Origin of the sequence: Leptospira koniambonensis (genome assembly GCF_004769555.1) — a bacterium.
GTDB lineage: Bacteria > Spirochaetota > Leptospiria > Leptospirales > Leptospiraceae > Leptospira_B > Leptospira_B koniambonensis.
In genome coordinates this window covers 16591-36299 of sequence record NZ_RQFY01000011.1, presented here as the reverse complement: position 1 = coordinate 36299, position 19709 = coordinate 16591, and the positions used below count along the sequence as shown (strand labels likewise).

The window sequence follows — 19709 nt, the reverse complement described above, 5'->3', positions numbered from 1 at the left end:
AAACCTAAGTGTCATTCAGAATTCGGGTCTTAAAAAATGTCTTAAAACTTCCCTCTGGGATTTCTTCTTGACCTTGGGTTTTAACGGAACTTTTTAGCAGAATGTTCAATCGTCTTCTATCCCGAGTATCCTCCTTTACAGATAAGCCCTCAGGCTTTCTGATTTTTGGAGCAGTATTTTTATCCTTATTTTTGGCATGGCAGTACCAAACAGGAATTCGGGTGGGAGACGGGGCAATTAAGCAGCAACAACTTGCAGATCTTCAAAAAAATGGTTTGCCTGATTTTTCTTGCAGATACTCCGGAAAAGAAATAGATCCTGAGTTTAGATTTTTACCTTTAGATCTTAAAAAAGGATCCACCATGACCCATGTTTATAAAGGAAAATGTTATTACGTATTTCCTTTTTATTATACAGCGATCCAATATCCATTTGCACTTTTGATGGGAAGATTCGGAAGCTTCTTCTTATCTTTAGTTTTTGGAGTTTTAACTCTAAGAGCATTATTTCAAATTTCAGATATTCTCCAGCTCAAAGAAAAATCTAAATTTTTCTTTTTGGTTCTACTACTTTTAGGTTCTGCTTTCAGTTTATTCTCCACGGATCTTTCCGAAACAATCATAGCAATCTATGGAGTTACCCAAGGTATTTACTTTTTACTGAAAGAAGACGAATCGTCTAATTCCTCTGATCTAGTATTTGCCGGAGGATTTTTTGGATTTGCTGCGTTCTTTAGGCAAGAAACAATCCTATTAGCAGCAAGCCTTTCTTTAGTTTATGCTTTTAGAATATTCAGAAACCCCAGAACCAGCTTATTCCCATTTACATTCGGGACATTTTTGATCATACAAGCAGTGATCAATTATTCGGTGGTAGGACATCCACTAGGTTCAAGAGGCTACCTACAAGAATCATCTACTTATGATTTAGTAGCGCAAATCTACTACTTAGGCCAATTGGTGTTTTTAGGAAATGGTTCTCTCGGATTATTAGGAGCCTATCCTGCATTGGCATTTATTGTTTTATGGAGACCAAAATCTGATCCTTTAACTCGGATCTTATACGGACTAGGGATATTTATACTTCTTTCTGGATTTTTGACTTCTACCAAATTTTGGCAGGGGGTGCTATTCGGACCTAGGTTCTTAATCACCATTCTCCCCTTTTTACTTTTGTTCTTATTTTCTATCTTAGATAAAAATTGGGAAACTCTTAGCAAACCATTTCAAATTACAGCTATCCTTCTTCTCTCTTACTCAATCGTAGGAGGGGTGATATTCAATAGGTTATATTATAAATTTACAAAATCAGTTGTGGCGGAACAGAAAGAACTAAGCGATCATACTTCCAAAATAGTGATCTACAGAAAAGGTTCAGTGTTTTTACCTTCCAATTCTTTTAGAGAAGAAAGAGAGGTATATGAAATCGATTCTAATGAATCTTTCGATACTCTTTTAGAAAAATTATATGGGATCGGAAAAACTCAAGCGACAGTGGTTGGTTTTAAGGATTTTTATCCGAAGGATATTTTAGTTCCTAAATCAGAACATTTTGAATTTAAGAATAGGACATTCCATCAAAGTCCATCAATCAATATGGAAACTTTAGAATTTTCTAAAATAGAAAAGTAATCTAATTTCGCACAGAGTTCACAGAGCACACAGAGCACACAGAGCACACAGAGAAGAAAACAAAGAAAAATCCCTTGGCGATCTTAGCGCCTTTGCGTGAGAAAAAACTCTCAATGTTCACGCAAAGCCGCAAAGATAAAAAGAGCCTTTTACTTTCCCCAAACCCTTCTGAATAAATCAGACTCTAAAAGATTTTTAGGATCTAATTTCTTCTTCATTGTTCTGAACTTTTCTAGGTTTTGTTTTGGCATGGATCTTCTGTAAACTTCAGGACGAAGAGTACTATCTTTTGCAAAATAGAACCTTCCTCCATTTTTCACAACGATCTCATCCATTTCTTTTGCAAGTTCCCAAAGTTTCGTTTTATTTCCTTTAGTCAGAGGAAAATCCATAGCCATGGAATAACCATCTACAGCATGAGTGAGTAAAAACTTATCTGGTCTATGTTTCTTAAATACACCAAGCCAGTTTACTATCCCTCTTTTTTGACAAAGACTTAGGATCTCTTCAAAACCTTTGACTGCATTCTCTTTAGGAATAAAACTTTGGTATTGGATCATTGCGCCAGGCTTGTACATAAATTTCCAATTCGGAACATAGTCCAAAAGGAAAGCATATTCTGCATGTCCTTGCTCATAAGGTTTATTATTATTTAAAAACCCAGAGATCCATTTGCCGAAGTTCACAAATCTCATTCCAAACTTATTGCTGAATGGATACATGAACAGCCACATCCAAGACTTAGGAATAATACCTAAGAATGTGCTTGGCAAAATTTGATTTTCCAATTTGCAATTTTCAGGAAAGCCAGGATCTTCCCCTGCTTTTAGATGAACTGCTTTATGGATCTGACCGCGGCCTAAACCTTTTCCGGAACCGAATCCATCCACCCAGCCAACTAAATAGTCAGACTGTTTGTACTCTTTTTCGAAATAATCATACATCTCTTGTAGGTTTGAAGTATTGACCGGCCAAACCTTCATCTTACCTGAGTAGATCTTTTTAAGTTTAATGGTTACTGTTAGAAATGCACCAAGCATTCCGAAGCCAGAAATAGCAGAGTAAAATAGATCTGAATTCTTTTTAGGAGAACAAACTGATTCTTTTCCGTCAGGACTTAAGAAAGTAAATTCTTGGATATGATCACCGATTGGTCCGACAGCAAAATTATTCTTTCCATGAATATTCATAGAAAGTGCTCCGCCTAAAGTTGGGAACATGGTTCCACTTACAACAGGGGGCCAAAATCCTCTTTCGATCCCAAACTCCCAAAGTTGTTTGATCGTGACTCCGGATTCTGCAACCAAGATCCCAGTTTTAGGATCAAAGGATAAGATTTTATTAAAATTACGGATATCAACTACGATCCCTTGCTCATTCGTAGCTGCATCACCGTAACTACAACCGCCGCCTCTAAATGCTACTTTAGTATTCGTAGCTCTTGCGTAAGTGAACAGATCCTTAAAGTTCTGGATAGAAGTTGGTAAAAAAACCTTACTATTGGAGTAATGATTCATTCCCCAGGCTTCTACCTTTTGAGCAGGACTTAAATGGGATTCGAACTCTTTCAGATCGAAACCCACTTTTTTAGTTTTGGAAGATGTCGCTTTTTTAACTGTCTTTTTTTTAGAAGCGGTTGCCATTTTAGATCACCTTTTCCTTAAACGGAAAGTTTTCTGAAAATAAAAGAAGGGATAAGTCTAATGATCAAAGAGACCAAGGCCCAACGAGCTGGCACATAGAAATTCTCTTTTCCTGCATTCACTTTTGCTAATATGACTTGAGCAGCTTCTTTAGCAGTGATGAGCCACATAAGGCCAGATAGACCTTCTGTCATTGGAGTTTCGATCATTCCAGGTTTTACAGTAACTACTTGGATCCCTTTTACTGCTAAACGATTACGTAAAGCTTCCAAGTAAGTGGACATTCCAGCTTTAGATGCATTGTAAACCGGATTTCCTCTACGGCCTCTATCACCTGCGATGGAAGAGATACCGATAATTTTGCCAGCTTTCTTCTCTTGGAAGTAAGTGGCTGCCGAGTTTAACCAAGCAACACAACCTAAAAGGTTTACTTCTAACATTTCTAAGTCTTTCTCTACAGAAAATTCTTCTGCGCCGACTCTATGCATCACACCGGATGCGTAATAAATTTCGTCCAAGCCGCCTAATGCTTTAACAGCCTTTGCGAATTCTCCTGGGACCTTGGAGTATTCAGTAACGTCATGTTTGACAAATAAGTTTTTAACTTTGGAAGAAGGAAGTTTTTTCAATTCCTTCTCTCTTCTTGCAAAAGCAGCGACTTGATGTCCCTCTTCGATCAATTGAGATGCAATTTCTTTTCCGATACCGCTAGAAGCGCCTACTACGATGATCTTTTTAGCCATACCAACCTTTCTGAGACGCAAGGCCAGACTGACAAGCCTGATTTGGGCTGTTTTTGAGGAGAATCCTTCCTTACGAACCCAAATTCGAAAAGCTCAGTTTTTCACGCGAAGCCGCAAAGATAACAAGAGTTTTTATTTTAATCGATCTCCATCAGGACCATTTTCTAAAATATAATCGGAAAGAAAAGATTCGCTCTTCTTCCAAACACCAGTGTTACGATCCAAAATTTCTGCTGGCTTCCAGTTCTTTTTATAATCCATCTTTGGATGACCCGGAAGAAATAAACCCAATTGAAATTCTTTAAACCCATTCTCCTTTGCCCAAAGTATAGAAGAAAGGATTAGAAAATTTCCCAAACTTCTTTTACTTTCTTCAGGATCAAAAACAGAATACACAGCAGACACTGTCTCAAGTCCCAGATCTAATAAGATCCAACCTAAGAGCATATCATTTTTATAAAGAAGAAGCTCCCCAGAATTTTCAGAACCCTCATACATTTGGAACTTCATATTTTCTAAAATTTCAGATTCTGATTCACCATAAGATCCTTCATGGCGGGATCTTTGGTACTTCACATATAAATTCTTTTTATCAGCATCAATAAAAGGCGGAGAAGATCTCAAAATCAGATCATGATTCTTTTTGATCATTCTTTTCTGATTAGAAGAAGGAAAAAATTCAGGTAATAGAACTCTATAACTGAGACAATGAGAACATACAGAACAATTGGTCCTATAAAAGAAATTACCCGACCTTCTGAAACCAAAACGAAAAAGATCATCTAAAATTTCGGGAGGAAGTTTCTCCTTAGAGAAGAAACCCTTCACCTTGGAATTCCTTTCCGGATAATAGGCGCATTCAGACTCAGGAGTCTCTGGAAGAGAACCGAGGAATGTAAAATAATCCAAGCCCATCTTTGCCATGATATAGATCCATTTTTACATTGCCAAACCAAAGCCTCCGAAGGATAGGACTATTGATGGTATTTGGTTTAATGATGGATCATCCGGCACGTTGGAACGCTTATAGATTGGCTTTCGGATTCACTGCCTTAAGTTATATTTTTTATTTTTTATCTCTTCCTTTCGTTCTGTTCGCCTTATTAGCAGCTGGACTTTTCTGCCTGATCGGAGGGTTATTCTTCCCGCATACATTCGATCAATTGTATCGAACTTTCCAATTTTTGGTTTTAGGTATACTTTCCTTTTTAGTTTCCTTACTGATCCTGGTTGGCTATTTAATTTTTTGGAGACCTATCCAGTTCGTTTTTGGATCTAAAAATAAAGACTAAACCCAGTGAAAAAGTTCAAAATATACTGCGATGGTGCTTCTAAAGGAAATCCGGGACCTTCTTCCATTGGAGTTGCTGTTTACGAAGACGAAACCGAGGTGCATTCCATCTCGCGTAGGATCTCCGACGGAACCAATAATGTAGCGGAATGGGCTGCCCTGGAAGCGGGGATAGAATACTGCCTCTCCCAAGATGCGAGCGAAGTCACGGCATACCTGGATTCAGAACTGGTGGTGAAACAATTCAAGGGAGAATATAAGGTCAAATCCCCTCATCTGCAAGTTGCGAAAGAAAAGGTCAAAGCCCTGACTTCTAAACTGAAACTTTTCTCCATCCATCATGTCCCTCGTGAAAAAAACAAGCGTGCAGATAAGCTCGCAAACCTAGCTTTCGAATCTTGATTACTCAGTGAACTCTGTGTTCTCTGTGCGAATTTAAAACGCTTAAAAGTTTCGCGCAGAGGCCACGGAGCACACAGGGTTCGCTTTGTTGGAACTCCTACGAACCTAAAAAAAGGTTTCCTGATATTCATGCTTCCAGAAAAATCTTAGGATGAGCTTTCGAAAGTATTCACTTCCGATCTTCCTTGGTCTACTAACACTTCTAGTTTTATCCAATTGCAAGGCCAGTATCTTAGACAAAATGAAAGAGCTGCAAAAAGAAGGAAAGTATCTGGAACTTGCAATCTTATGCAATGAACACACTGACCAAGAATACAAAGAGATCTGCAATACTGCCTGGGACGAAACAGGAAAAAAGATCGACCAAATCTTTTCCCAACAAGCTGATCTTCCCTTCCTAAGAGTTTCAGTAGACCAAAAAACCAAAAAGCAGGTAGAAGAAATTTTTTCCAAAAATCCTGCACTCAAAGATCGTTATCTGCCAATTTGGAAAAAGATCGTCCAGGAATGATGAATCCGGATCCGAATAAACTTATCTCCCAAATCCCTTCTCCCTTTTTAGAAGACCTATTAGAGATCAGTAATACTATACGAAAACATGAAGGAGAAGCTTACCTTGTCGGAGGAAGTGTCCGAGATCTGATATTAAATAAGGTCCCTCATGAATACGATCTTGCAGTTTCTATTTCCCCGGAAAAAATGCAGAAGATCTTTAAAAGAACAGTGCCCACTGGGATCAAACATGGAACAATCACAGTTTTATTCCAAGATAGATCCTATGAATTAACCACATTCAGAAAGGACGAAGATTATCTAGACGGAAGAAGACCCGAAACTGTACAATTCGGAGTAAGTCTCAGCGAAGATCTAAAAAGAAGAGATTTCACAATGAACGCCTTGGCTTTAGATCTATTAGAAAAGACATTGGTGGATGAACATTCCGGGATAGAAGATATTCAAAATTCTTTAATAAGAACAATAGGAAACCCAGTCTCCAGATTTACAGAAGATGGACTTAGGCCAGTGCGTGCGATTCGATTTGTTTCCACACTTGGATTTTCGATTCACCCAGAAACTGCAGAAGCAATTGAAACCTGTAGACCAATCACTGCAAAAGTCTCCCCGGAAAGAATACACGACGAATTTCTAAAAGTACTCAAAAGCAAAAATCCAATCGGTGGATTAGATCTATTCAAAAAATATAAAATTCTAGAATTATTCAGCAAAACCAAATTATACTCTGGGGAATGGGAAAAACGTGTAAACGGATTTTCCGAACTTTTACAATCATCCGAAAGAATAAAGATTACTTACTTCTTAGCTTCTTGCTTTTCAGAACAAACTTGGGTTTCTGACTCGACCGTATTTTTTAAAGAACTCAGATTCTCAAATCAAAGAACGAAAGATTCTCAGTTTCTCATCAAAACATTATATTCAATCATCCAGCATCGGGAAGAATTAAAAACTTCTGCTGGACTTCGCACTCATCTGCTTCATCCAATTGCACAATATGTTGGAAAAAAAGATCTTTGGGATTGGTGCTTAGAACTTTCCGATCTTTGGTCAGCTTTCCTAAACGAAGAAGCATCTTGGCGAACAAACGCAGAAGAAGAATGGAAGAAAAATCCCCCACTTCTACTCTCTGACCTGGCCGTAGATGGAAACCTGATCCGAGAAAAGTTCCCAGAACTTCCAGCGCCTAAATTGGGAGAAGTATTGCGGTCCTCTTTGCTTGCTGTGCTCCAGGATCCGAATCAAAATTCAGAGCAATATCTACTGGACCTGATCCGTAAATCCCTCTAATCCAAAGGCCTTAGTTTGGGTTAACTTCGTCGAAGTCGAAGTGCCTACAAACCCCATTCTCCACCAAAACATCTTCTACTCTGCCTAGTACTTCAGCAGTCGAACATGTGCTTAATTTATAAGCACTATGTTAATATATAAAAAATAGTCCAAAAAGTTTATAAATTATAAGCATTGAATATTTGATTTAGAATCGTTTTTAAGCCTAATTTAGTCTCTTTGCCTATTTTTAACATGTTGGCACGCTAGTTGCATACTAATCGGCATAGGAGATTTAGGAGAATGATGAGAAAAAAAACAGCTAGCCTCATTGCTACCTTTACTCTGGTGACCGCCTCTTCGATTTTTGCCCAAGCGAAGAAGGAAACGCCGGACCCGAAGGCAGTAGGGGCAGTTAAAACTGCTCCAGCCCCAGAACCTGAAGATACGAAATGGTATGATAAGGTAGACTTTTCTGGATTTGTGGATGTGTACTACATGTACAATAACAACCCACTCCAAGGAAGCGCCGTAGATACGACTAGATCGTTCGAAACTAGTAACAAGAACTTTGGTGTTAACGCAGCAGCTCTTGCTGTTCAGAAAACCGCTGAAAAATCCAGCCCTTGGGGATTCCGTGTGGATTTCCAAAACGGACAAAACAACGCATTCCAAGAGGCGCCATACTCTCAAGCTAACGGAGTATACAACTACAACATGCTGAAACAAGCTTATATCAGCATGTATTTCCCAGTGTTGAAAGGGATGACCTTAGACGTTGGTAAAATGGCAACCCATATTGGATACGAAGTATTGGAATCGATGAACAACCCTAACTACTCGATAGGGGCCATCTTCCAAAACACAATCCCCTTCATCCACACCGGTGCGCGCTTAACTACTCAATTTACAGACAAATGGGCTGGAACCTTTTATCTGTATAACAGTGGTGGTGGTACTGGTTATAGAACTGGGGTTCCTGACGGAAGCACTACGAATAACTACTTCTACGAAGCAGCTACTCAACATAAAGCGATTGGAACTCAGTTAAAAGGAACCTTGATCGAAGACAAATTATCCATTACTTGGAACACTTTGTATTCTCAAGATGGTGCTACTGGAAGGATCGATCCATTCAAACAATTAGCTGCTGATCAATTAGCGGCTCAAACTGGAGACCCAGCTGTTTCCGCTCTTACTGCTCCTGCAGCAAAGTATAATAAAGATTATTGGTTCATGAACCATGCAATCTTGTCCATGACTCCTACTGATAGGATCCAAATTGACTTAGACTATACTTGGAGTGAAAAATCTGGTGGTGCAGCAGCGGCTAACCTTGCGCAACAACAGTACAACCCAACAGGTGCAGCTACAGTTGAAACTATCTTAGGCGGAACTGTAACTACTGAAAAAACTAAAAGCTCTTACCAAGCTTATGGTATCTTCAGTAAGTTTAAGATCGGTGAAACTTGGGGAATCAACGTTCGTTTCGAGTATATCGACGATAGCAATAACAACGGCCGTTTGACTACCTTCAACCCATTTGCTGGATCTCAAGCAGCTAACGCTTGGTATCAGGGAAAATATGCGCAAGACAAAGCGATCGCAGAGCAAATCATTGCAGCTACTCCTGCATTGGGAGGCTTAACTGCTGATCAATTACTTGCAGCTTTAGACCCGAAAAACTACAAAGATTACGGTTCAGCTTCCAACTACGGACAGTATAAAACATTTACTGTAACTCCAGTTTGGAACTATACTGAAAATCTACTCATCAAATTGGATATGAGAAGAGACTGGGCAACCGGTTATCAATTCGTAACTTCTTCTGGTGAGAAAAGCAAAGACCAATATGGTATAACCTTAGGTGTCGTTGCTAAGTTCGATTAATTCGGATTAAGTAGATTTCTACGAAAAAGAGCGTCCAAATGGGCGCTCTTTTTTTATAAACAGCCAGATCATCCCTTATCATTATAGCATAGGAAACGGTTAAGGAGATGGACAGAGGAATTAAACGTGCTGAGTTTGTTTTCAATTACAATAATTTTGTATAAAACTGAGGTATTTCTGGCCGCACTTGAATAGATTGCTCTTGTCTTTTTTATTTGCCACTCAATTTTCTTTGATTTATTTTTGCTCTCTCTATCGCCGCTTCGATAATTTTCATATCTGGTTCTTTCTGCCAAGCCCTCTGAACATAAGGTAACTTCAAAAGTTCTATTTCAGTTGCGCTTGATACCATTGGTAAGATTTTTTCGATCAGTTCGCCAAATCTTTCAATCTTTGCCCCAAGTAAAACATAATCATTTGCTGTGTAAACTGCCAATGTTGACCAATCCCAAAGCAAAGGTTTTATTTTTAATATTTCGTCATACTTGATAAATCTTTCCCGATTATACAAATTTATAAAAAGAATTCCATCAGCTTTGACTATTGTCTGGCGGGGCCCCTTAATATAAAGAAACATTAAATTTACTAAAAGCAAAATACCAAATACAAGCACAACTATTGCCACAAATAATGATGGTTTCATCTTATAATTTTTTAATATATTTCCAATATGAAACGATTGCATTAATATCCCACCAACACAAAGCATCGTCAAAAAATATTTATTACCAAACCATGGATGCCAATATTCATCCTTGGTTATCAAAGGTTCATCATTCACTAACATAGCAATTTCATCCAAATTTCAATGATCTAAAAATTGGTAATGATAATTAATATCTTATCTCATTTTATTTACGATTATTAAATAGAGCGCCGGAAAGAATGCTTGGTCATGACATAATCAATGTTATCAAAGTGCTTTTGCGACCCCTGGGTTAGTGTGTCAGACCTAACCATCCGGTGTATGATGGATTGATATTAATTCAACGTAATTGCGAAGCTAATACGCCAATTTTTGCACTTGCGTAGCTATATTTATGATTAAGCAAATAAGAAATGTCGGATAACGAGTTATATAAAGCGATTGGGATACTTTAATGGATATCCAGTGTTTAGGAGTAATTTTATTTAAGTAGATTCTCAGAAATCTAGATCTGATTGTCCAGACATGGCAACCAATTGTCTTCTGAAAGAATGAGGAAGGATATTCCAACAGGATCTGAAAGTCTTTTTCCAAAAGCCGCCATCTGCTTTTTTCAGTTTTGCCTTTAAGTGCTCGCTCATTTCAGATCCTCACTTAAATTTTTAGAGCGAAAAAAGGTTAAAAAAACCTCGGGTTATTCGATATTTCGTGGATCAGAATTTTAAAAATCTATCCAAGAAATTGTGGATCCCCCGGATAGATTTTTATGATTTATACGTCCTATTCAGGACAATCCTGGAACTACTAACCTTTTACACAGAGAACTTGTCTGAGTTCAGAGACAACCTCTACCAAATCTTTCTGGGAATCGATTACATCGTGGATGTCTTTATAAGCACCTGGGATTTCATCTAAAACGCCAGTATCCTTTCTGCACTCAACTCCATTCGTTTGCTCTAGAAGATCCGATTCGGTAAATTTCCTTTTGGCTTCGCCTCTGCTCATTCTTCTTCCGGCCCCGTGAGATGCGGATTCGAAAGATTCAGGATTTCCTAAACCCTTTACGATGAATGAACGAGTACCCATAGACCCAGGAATGATCCCTAATTCTCCCTTCTTGGCGCTAATAGCTCCTTTTCTTGTGACAATAATATCTTCTCCAAAATGAGTTTCTTCAGAAACATAATTATGGTGACAGATAACTCTAGACACTTCTTGGATTTGAGGAAAAAACTTCCTCAAAGCTTCAAAATACAATTCCAACATTGAGAGACGATTTAAGTAAGCGTATCTTTGGGCCCAGAATAAATCCCTTCTATACTCTTCCATTTCTGTCGTACCAGAAAGAAACACTGCCAAATCCCTATCCGGTAAAAGTTCATTATGAGCAAGTTTACGTGCTCTATGAATATGGAATTCTGCTAGTTCTTTTCCAATATTTCTAGAACCGGAATGAAGCATCATCCAAACTCTGTTTTCTGTATCTAAACAAAGTTCTATAAAATGATTTCCTCCTCCCAAAGTACCACATTGGTTTAACGCACGCTCATAAAGAGGTTTCGCATGGTCAGAAAGATATTCAAACTCTTGTTTAAATAGAGATTTAGCTAGGGCGTAAGTCTCTCCATGTTTAAAAAGTTTTTCGACGACTGGACGTTTATGCATTCCGAATCCTACTGGAATCTTTTTCTCAATTTCGGAACGAATTATTTTTAGGGAATCAGGCAGATCATTTCCCGTTAAATTCGTAAGAACTGCTGCCATTCCGCATCCTATGTCAACGCCAACCGCTGCAGGTGCAACTGCATCTTTCATAGCAATAACTGATCCAACTGTAGCACCCTTTCCGTAATGTACATCTGGCATCACTGCAACATGTTTAAAAACCCATGGCAGAGAAGCAATATTACGTAATTGTTGTAAAGCGGCAGATTCCACTTTATCCAAATCGGTCCACAATTTGACTTTTACTTTATCTCCTTTTAATTCTGATCTACACATTTACTTTACCTTGTTAATTCGGTTGATATATACGAATCTGCAAAGAAGGCAGACATATTTTTTAAATCAGGAGAGAATTTATTTTCAAAAAGTCATCTCAAAGAAAATTTCTCTGCGAATCATCCGTCGAAATTTTCTTCGAAATATGAGAAGGATATTAAGCAGCTAAAACACCATAAACGATAATCGCAATCCCTACGATATTAGCAGTGACTCCAATTCCACCTAGGATCTTTCCAAGAGGAGGATTCTCCTTGAATTCATCTTTGATACCCTGTAGCCAATTCACTGTGTCTTTCAAAGCAAGAAATCCAGAAGAAACTGCAAATGAGATTGCTCCCACCAAAGCAGCGGTTTCAGAAAGAGGCGCTAGTTGAAATGCAAATACCAACCCTAAGAGCATAGCGCCTTGCATGAGTGATCCTATATGAGCTGCTTGCAGGTATCTGGAGGGAAATTCCGCCTTCATTCTCGCGAACGCGTATGCAAATCCAGTTAAACTTCCATATGCCAAATTTAAAACTCCGGATAGGATCAAAATTTTTTCGGGTAAATTCATGGTCATCACCTATTTATATTTTGGCTAAGTTGATATCGTTCAGCCAGCAAGAGTCAATTCTGTTTTCATTCTTCGGAAAATGAGAAGAAAATAAAAAAGGCCGCGTTAATCCGCGGCCTCTTAGGATAATTCGATTTTAGTTTCAAACTAACGTTTCTTTTTGGAGAGCACTTTTTTCTTAGCCTTCTTACTTCCATTCCTGTGAGAAGAAGTATCTTCTAGATCTTCTTCATCGTATAAGGAAACGTATGCTTCTGGATGAAGTTCGAATGTTTCCTCTTCCGCAGGATGTTTTCTATCTCCCACCACTACTAAATATAGGGAAGGAAGAACGCTCAACACTAGAAATAAAGCGGAGAATAACCCTCCTACAATTACCGTTGCAAGAGGTCTCTGGACGTCAGAACCTACCCCAGATGCCAAGGTAGCAGGGATCAATCCAAGAAGTGCAAGTAGCATTGTCATTAGCATAGGTCGCAATTGGATCACTGCAGCCTGTGTGACTGCTTCTTTTGTTGTTAATGTAGGTTCATCTCTTAGGAGGTGATTTGTCCTCGAAACAAAAAGAACTCCAGACATCGTAGCAATCCCGAATAGTGAGATAAATCCCACTCCACTGGATACGTTAAAATAATATCCTCTGAGTAGAAGCGCATACATTCCTCCAACCAAGGAAAGCGGAAGACATGCTAAGGCTACATATACATACTTTAAATTTCTATAAAGTAAGAATAGTACCCCGAAGATGATTGCGATCGTGACCGGAATAACACTCGCCAATTTTTTACCAACGCGGGCAAGGTTCTCGTATTGTCCACCGTAACGGATCTCGTAACCTTCTGGAAGTTTGACCTTTGCCTGGATCTTCTTCCTGAGTTCGGCCACAAATCCACCCTGGTCCCTTCCTCTTACGTTAGTACGAACAGTGATTGTCCTTCTTCCTTCTTGGCGGAAGATCATGGTAGGTCCGTCTTCCAAAGTGATCTTAGCTAATTGAGAAAGTGGGACCCTTTCACCTTTGGGAGAAATGATAGGCATTGTCTCTATCGCTCTTTTGGATGCTCTGTAATCCTTAGAGAATCGTACCACGATCCCGAATCTAGCAGGTGTTCTTGGAGGAATGTCGGAAGGTCCCTCATAAAGAGTACTAATTCTCTGCATTCCGATGGCAGCTTCTACCATCTGTTGTATATCACTTACATTAATCCCGTAACGAGCTGCAGCTTCTCTATCGATCCGAATGGTCAACTGAGGACTATCCGCTTCCTGCTCGATCCCAAACTCACTTGCTCCATGCATATCCTTTACGATTTCCAGGACTTCTTCTGCAAGTTTACGCATCACTTTTAAGTCTTGTCCGGATATGAATACTGCAAGGTCCGCGATGGTTCCCATGATCGCTTCGGACAAGTTATCCATGATAGGCTGAGAGAAACTGATCCTTGCACCTGGAAGTGTCGCTTCCAGGTCATTTTTCATTCTAAGAAGAAGTTCTTGTTTAGTGATCCTCTCCTTCCAATCATCGTAATCTTTTAAACTTACTAAAACTTCTAATCTGTTCGGAGGAAGTGGATCGGTTCCATCATCATTCCTTCCTAACTGAGAAAGCACCACACTTACTTGTTCGTTTTTATAGATGGTCTCTCGGATCTTAGGCATAAACTTACGAGCTTCCGGAAGGGAGATCCCTACTGGGAAAAAGATCCTTAAGTTAAAACCACCTTCGTCCATTTCAGGCAAAAATTCGGTCCCAAGTTTGTATCCGCCTATTCCTAAAAATACGGTCACCGCAAGGAATGTATAAATGACTACTTTTTTGGATCTATCCACTAGATAGACTATTAGCTTTTTATAACGTTCTTCCACCCAGCCGTAAAAAGGGTTATGCCATGCGATCGGTCCGGGCTTCTCAGATTCGAAATATTTTCGGAACATAAAAGTCATCAAGACTGGAACGACCGTCATAGAGAAGATCAACGCTCCAAGGATCGCGAAAGAGATGGTGAATGCCATCGGCTTAAACAATCTTCCTTCTATCCTTTCAAAGGAGAAGATAGGTAAATATGCAAGTATGATGATCAGAATGGAAAATAAGATCTCGGTCCCAACTTCTCCCGCAGATTCCGCAGTAAGTTTAATGATTCCCTTACTCTTATCGGATGGAGTGGCATCCCTATATCTTCTGATGATATTTTCCACCATGATGACTGCACCATCTACTACGATCCCAAAGTCAATAGCCCCTAAGGAGAGTAAACTTGCAGGGATCCCGGTCATATCCATGAGAAGAAAAGCGAATAATAAAGCGAAAGGAATAGTTGCCACTACCACAAGAGAAGCCTTGGCACTTCCTATAAAGAAAATTAGGACTAAGCTGACCACCATCACACCTTCTAAAAGTGTGCGCCCGATAGTGCGTAACGTATAATTTACAAGGTCACTTCTATCGTACGTAGTTCTTAGTTGGACTCCATCTGGAAGATAATTCTCGTTTATCTCCTTTACCTTGGCACGGATCCTATCACCCATCTCATTCGGATCTCCCCATCGACGCATCGCCACGAGACCCTGGACAGAAGAATCAATGTCCATGACCTGATCGTCTATACGAACCGTATAACCTAAGACACCGCTCGGGATCGGATGGGAAATTTCCACAGTGGCTAAATCACGGATAAAAACAGGCACACCGTTCACAGTTTTTACTACAATATTTTCTATATGTTGGGCTTCACGGATCGCACCCAAAGAACGGATCGGAAATCCTTGTTCTCCTTGTAATAGAAGGTTTCCTCCGGTATTCAAGTTATTCACCTGAACCGCTTGGATCACATCGTTTATCGTAAGTTTATAACGTACTAGTTTATCCGGAGAAGTTACGATATGGAATTGTTTAGGCAAACCTCCAAATGTAACTACGTCTGCAATCCCAGGGATAGAAAGCATCTTCGGCATTACGATCCAATCCTGGATCGTTCTTAATTCCATAGGTGTGTGATTTCCGGAAGACTCCACAACATACCTAAAAATTTCACCCACGGGAGAACTCATAGGACCTAAAGCGGGTTGGACTTCCTCAGGAATGTCCGCATCTGCGACCCTTTCCATAAGTCGCATCCTTGCAAAATAATCGTCTGTTCCATCTTCAAATACAAACTGAAATACTACGAGACCATTGATTGTTCTAGAACGACGAACTGCTACTTTCGGGATTGCATTCAAAACCCTTTCGATCGGAAGAGTGACTCTTTCCTCTACTTCTACAGCTGCTTTTCCCGGGAATTTAGCAATTAAACGGACTTGGGTATCTGCAATATCCGAATATGCTTCTTTTCTAATATCTGTCCAAGCCCATACTCCTAAGATTGCGATAAAGAGAGAGGCAATGATAGTAGGAATTCTATACTTTAGTACCGATTCTATAAGTTTATCTATCATTAGTAAGACCTCGTATCAAACAAGTAACCCAACTGAATGAGAAGTTGAGGATTTTTATAATCTCCACTTCCAATCCCTCCACCAACTTGTAGGAAAAAATTTCCAAGAAGGAAATCGTAAGTAAGTCCTATATATCTTTGGTTCAAAGTTACCTTTTGTTTGTCCCTGCTATCATATTCCAATAACGCAGCCAGGTTTGGATTTTGTTCCGCTACATAAGAACGAATGATCATATCTTCAAAAGTAGGATCTCTATGCTGGTATCCAGGAAAATCAGTGCCTGTAGGATAAGAAGTTTGCCCACCTCTTCCTAACTCAGGAGCAAATGGGTTTACTTGGAATTGCCCGATTACAACAGAAACGCTATGTGCAATTACGGAAGTTTTCCAAAAACTAAATCCTAGATCTGCCTGCCATCCCCACCAATGAGGTCCCCAATGCCCGCCTGATCCGCGGATTACGATATCTTTATAATAGTAACCTAAATTGAAATTGATACTTCCTGGAGAACCTACAGTTGCTCCATATACGAAGAAATTTGTAGATTTAGGAAGAGGCTTCTGAGTAAGATCATCTTTTTCTTCTTCCCCAAATCTGCTTTTACGATCCGAGTCAGGAGTCCACTCGGGAGAATATTCTCCATTCTTCTCGTTTTTCTCATCCTTCTTTGTTTCTTCCGAATATATGGAAGAAACAAAAGAAAATAAGAATATTATAATAATAAAACTTAGTATTCTTTTCATAAAGATTAAAATCCGAAACTAAGTCCTTTTAATAAGATGGCACCTTCGACTACCACTCTGTCACCTTTGGTCAGGCCTTCCAGAACATTAACCCTTTCTCTGGTGGAGATCCCAAGGACCACTTCCCTTCTGAAAAATTCATGAGGAGTTTCTTCTACAAATACGTAATTTTTACTTTCTACAGTTACCACAGAGTTGAAAGGGATAACTACAGAATCACCCCCTGTTTCTTCAGGAAATTTTACGGTTGCGAACATTCCAGGTTTTAATCTATAACCTTCATTTTTGATCGCTATTCTTACTTTTACTGTCCTTGTAAAAGGATCCACGTTATCTCCCAATGCTTCTGCGGTTCCGTTCCATTCCTGGTTTGGAAAAGAGTTAAAAACAACTTTCACTCTTTTCCCTTTTTGCAGATTGGAAAGTTGTGATTCAGGAACATCTGAAATGATCCAAGCAGTTTGACCGGCAGCTTTTTTGATCAATGCAGGATTTAAACCTACAGCTCTCAATTTTCCTTCGAACTCTGCGAATTCTGCCTCATCATTATTCACTTCGGTTTCTGCTTCGATCAGATCCTTCTCTGTAGCGACCCTATGTTTGAACATATCTTTGATACGATCCAAATTCTTGCGTGATCTGTTCAGACTGTTCTTAGCATGAACATAACCAACATACAGATCGTTCAACTCTGCTGATTCAAATAATACGATCTGTTCAGAATCGGATACGGAAGGAGAAGTAGTGGCAATCAACCTTGCAGGAGCTTCCACATTCACGAATTCTCCTGGCTTACCGATCTCAGCACTTTTAACAATCTCGAGCCCAGGACTGTTCTCTTTAAATTCAATCCTTTCGCCATGATCATGGACGATTGCTTTTTGAGGACGAAGAGCGTTTTTCTTCCCGCCCTTGTTTAAAGTGAAAGATACGATGGAAACGGAAATAGCCGCCACCAGAACGATTAATATAATTCTAAGTTTGTTAGATGATGGAATCATTTCGAGCCCCCTTCTTTAACACCGGAATCTCCGTTGGATTTATAACTTGGGACGATTAGCCCCGTTCCTACCGAGTAATTTACTCCTTCGATCGCTTCCATTCTGTCCGTTTGGAGGCGTAACATTTCCACGATACTGGATCTGTATGTTTCGAAGAAGTCTGCGAATTCTAAAATGGATATATAACGTTTTTCGTAACTAAGGATCATATCCTCCGCTAGGTCAGCGTAATCCTTAGTATAAGTGTTTCTGAATTTTTTATAGAGATCGTCTTTTGCTCTCGCGGTGGCTAAAGCAACACTAACGTCGTTCTCCACTTCCAAGATCAGGTTTTTCAATTCTTGTTTTCTGACTTGGATGGATTTTTCGGCAGCCTTGATATTACCTTGGTTCCTATCAAAGATAGGAATGTTCAACTGAGCGGTAATCCCCCAATAATTCTGGAAGGCCGTTCCCCCTCTATTGTACATAGGACCAAACGCAAGATCCGGGATCGCATTCGCATGTTGCAATTCCAGGTTTGCTTCTTCGTATCTTAAAGCTTGCACTGCTTTTTTCAGGTCAGGTCTATACTCCCTAGCCTTAGTAAGCATATTATCTAATTTAAAACCATCCAATGTGGCTTTTTCTACGAAGTCTAGATCCAAAACAGGAACGATTGCAATTGTTTGGCTTTTATAAGTATCTTCGTTGAGCAAAACTCTTAGATCTGCTTCTCTTTCTAAAACTTTGATCCTAAGATCTTCTCTTTCTTTTCTTAAGAAGAATAGAAGTGCTTTTAAACGTAAAACTTCTGACTGAAGAACCGCTCTTCTTTTATAAGCAAGCTCCGCAGAGTTTACTGTTTTATCCAAGGCGATCAAACTTCTGTCATAGAAAGCAATCGCATCTCTATAATAATGAATAAAGTAGAAGGTCCTACGAAGTTTAGTGATCAAAGCTCGAGCAAGATCATAAAACTCCTGCTCACTCATCTTCGCGCTTAACTCAGCTACTCTGATCCGTTTGTCTATCTTACCGCCAAGTAAGAATACTTGTTGGATCTGCACCACAGTTTGTCCAGATCTGGTAAAATCAAAATAACGTTGAGTAGGCTCAGCGAAAATACTCTGATCTATAAAAATATTCGGGTTCGCATAGAGGCCTGCTTGTTCTATGCCTGCCTTTCTTGCATCTATATTAAATTTGGAAGCGAGTAATAGAAGGTTATTCTTCCAAAGTAGCTCTTCTGCTTTTGCAAGTTCCAAACGAACTTGTGTCCTTTCCTGATCTCCCGAAGCAGCAGCAATCCTTGCTTCAGAATATAAAGGATCATTTCCCCCAGGCACACCACCTGAGGACGAATCCGGCTGAGATACGGTCTGATTTGTAGTCCAGACCAAGATTAGCAACGTTAGTATCTTTTTATTCATAGTTGTACGAAGTTATCCCTGAAGATAGCTTTAAGCTTACGCAAAGACCCCCTATGGAACGAAGATCATAGACCTAGGGCGCGAAAATCGTTCCGAAAGTAATATTAGTAATTAAGCCAGGTTAGGTGGGGGAAGATTTGTTAGGGAAAAGTGGAGATGTCGGTTTGATCTATATCGACCGTCTACATTAACGATCTTAGAATCGAATGTGGATGGGGACCAAGGACAACCAACCAACTCATCAGCTATAAAATCAACAAGTCTGCTGTCTCTTTCTCTAGCTTGAGTATAAAGTAGTCCTTCAGAATCCGTAAGATCCGATTCAAGGGCGGTGGAAATATTTTTCTTTGTTTGGGATAAAGAAATGGCACGGCTTTCTAAGTCCTTATCTACCCATTCCAAAGTAGATGAAAAGACTACCAGAGCTATCTGTAATAAAATCAGCAGAATGTAAGGTATGCGCCGCACTATTAAGCCAAAGGAATATAGGTGTATATTCCGTCAATCCTAACTATATATTACGAGGA

Annotated in this window: 18 protein-coding genes; 6 read left to right on the top strand and 12 right to left on the bottom strand. The window is 39.5% G+C overall.

Translation table 11 applies throughout. The features are described from left to right. Window positions 1-101 precede the first annotated feature (101 nt). Window positions 102-1631 carry an LA_3751/LA_3752 family putative glycosyltransferase gene (locus tag EHQ52_RS17320; protein WP_135616429.1) on the top strand — a complete coding sequence of 510 codons (1530 nt, stop codon included), beginning with the start codon at window positions 102-104 and terminating at the stop codon, window positions 1629-1631. 149 nt (window positions 1632-1780) lie between these two features. On the opposite strand, the gene EHQ52_RS17315 is transcribed toward EHQ52_RS17320, so the two are convergent. The 3 genes from EHQ52_RS17315 to EHQ52_RS17305 form a co-directional block, all read right to left on the bottom strand. After that, window positions 1781-3274, bottom strand: a complete 1494-nt coding sequence (locus EHQ52_RS17315; RefSeq protein ID WP_135616428.1) for an FAD-binding oxidoreductase — start codon at window positions 3272-3274, stop codon at window positions 1781-1783. 17 nt (window positions 3275-3291) lie between these two features. Further along, window positions 3292-4017, bottom strand: a complete 726-nt coding sequence (locus tag EHQ52_RS17310; RefSeq protein WP_100725239.1) for an SDR family NAD(P)-dependent oxidoreductase — start codon at window positions 4015-4017, stop codon at window positions 3292-3294. A gap of 132 nt (window positions 4018-4149) precedes the next feature. Further along, the gene (locus EHQ52_RS17305) at window positions 4150-4941 is read right to left on the bottom strand and encodes an arginyltransferase (protein WP_135616427.1); all 792 of its coding nucleotides are present in this window, start codon (window positions 4939-4941) and stop codon (window positions 4150-4152) included. 56 nt (window positions 4942-4997) lie between these two features. On the opposite strand from EHQ52_RS17305, the gene EHQ52_RS17300 reads away from it, so the two are divergent. From EHQ52_RS17300 to EHQ52_RS17280, 5 genes are all read left to right on the top strand, one after another. Next, window positions 4998-5309 (top strand): hypothetical protein, encoded by a 312-nt coding sequence (locus EHQ52_RS17300; RefSeq protein WP_135616426.1) that lies wholly within the window; start codon window positions 4998-5000, stop codon window positions 5307-5309. Window positions 5310-5314: 5 nt separating this feature from the next. Further along, on the top strand, window positions 5315-5710 hold the full coding sequence (locus EHQ52_RS17295) for a ribonuclease HI family protein (RefSeq protein ID WP_135616425.1): 396 nt from the start codon (window positions 5315-5317) through the stop codon (window positions 5708-5710). Window positions 5711-5861: 151 nt separating this feature from the next. Next, on the top strand, window positions 5862-6221 hold the full coding sequence (locus EHQ52_RS17290; RefSeq protein WP_135616424.1) for a hypothetical protein: 360 nt from the start codon (window positions 5862-5864) through the stop codon (window positions 6219-6221). After that, a complete protein-coding gene (locus EHQ52_RS17285) occupies window positions 6218-7513 on the top strand; it encodes a CCA tRNA nucleotidyltransferase (RefSeq protein ID WP_135616423.1) in 1296 nt (431 codons plus the stop codon). The genes EHQ52_RS17290 and EHQ52_RS17285 overlap by 4 nt, the downstream gene beginning before the upstream one ends. A gap of 282 nt (window positions 7514-7795) precedes the next feature. Then, window positions 7796-9382 (top strand): outer membrane beta-barrel protein, encoded by a 1587-nt coding sequence (locus EHQ52_RS17280; RefSeq protein WP_208653531.1) that lies wholly within the window; start codon window positions 7796-7798, stop codon window positions 9380-9382. Between the two features lie 211 nt (window positions 9383-9593). Here the strand turns inward: EHQ52_RS17280 and EHQ52_RS17275 are convergent, their stop codons facing one another. From EHQ52_RS17275 to EHQ52_RS17240, 9 genes are all read right to left on the bottom strand, one after another. Further along, complete coding sequence (locus tag EHQ52_RS17275; RefSeq protein ID WP_135616422.1) at window positions 9594-10184, bottom strand: hypothetical protein; 591 nt, start codon at window positions 10182-10184, stop codon at window positions 9594-9596. Between the two features lie 341 nt (window positions 10185-10525). Further along, window positions 10526-10669 (bottom strand): hypothetical protein, encoded by a 144-nt coding sequence (locus tag EHQ52_RS20130; protein WP_167492231.1) that lies wholly within the window; start codon window positions 10667-10669, stop codon window positions 10526-10528. A 163-nt stretch (window positions 10670-10832) separates the two neighbouring features. Then, a complete protein-coding gene (locus tag EHQ52_RS17270; RefSeq protein WP_135616421.1) occupies window positions 10833-12029 on the bottom strand; it encodes an RtcB family protein in 1197 nt (398 codons plus the stop codon). 157 nt (window positions 12030-12186) lie between these two features. Next, window positions 12187-12588, bottom strand: coding sequence for a hypothetical protein (locus tag EHQ52_RS17265; RefSeq protein ID WP_135616420.1), 402 nt, complete (start codon window positions 12586-12588; stop codon window positions 12187-12189). A 147-nt stretch (window positions 12589-12735) separates the two neighbouring features. Then, window positions 12736-16026, bottom strand: a complete 3291-nt coding sequence (locus EHQ52_RS17260; RefSeq protein WP_135616419.1) for an efflux RND transporter permease subunit — start codon at window positions 16024-16026, stop codon at window positions 12736-12738. Next, window positions 16026-16769, bottom strand: coding sequence for a hypothetical protein (locus EHQ52_RS17255; protein ID WP_135616418.1), 744 nt, complete (start codon window positions 16767-16769; stop codon window positions 16026-16028). Before EHQ52_RS17255 ends, EHQ52_RS17260 begins: the two co-directional genes overlap by 1 nt. A gap of 5 nt (window positions 16770-16774) precedes the next feature. Further along, window positions 16775-17770, bottom strand: a complete 996-nt coding sequence (locus EHQ52_RS17250; protein ID WP_135616417.1) for an efflux RND transporter periplasmic adaptor subunit — start codon at window positions 17768-17770, stop codon at window positions 16775-16777. Then, a complete protein-coding gene (locus EHQ52_RS17245) occupies window positions 17767-19059 on the bottom strand; it encodes a TolC family protein (protein ID WP_425269407.1) in 1293 nt (430 codons plus the stop codon). Before EHQ52_RS17245 ends, EHQ52_RS17250 begins: the two co-directional genes overlap by 4 nt. 234 nt (window positions 19060-19293) lie before the next feature. Further along, complete coding sequence (locus EHQ52_RS17240) at window positions 19294-19650, bottom strand: hypothetical protein (RefSeq protein ID WP_244244941.1); 357 nt, start codon at window positions 19648-19650, stop codon at window positions 19294-19296. Between the last annotated feature and the right edge of the window lie 59 nt (window positions 19651-19709).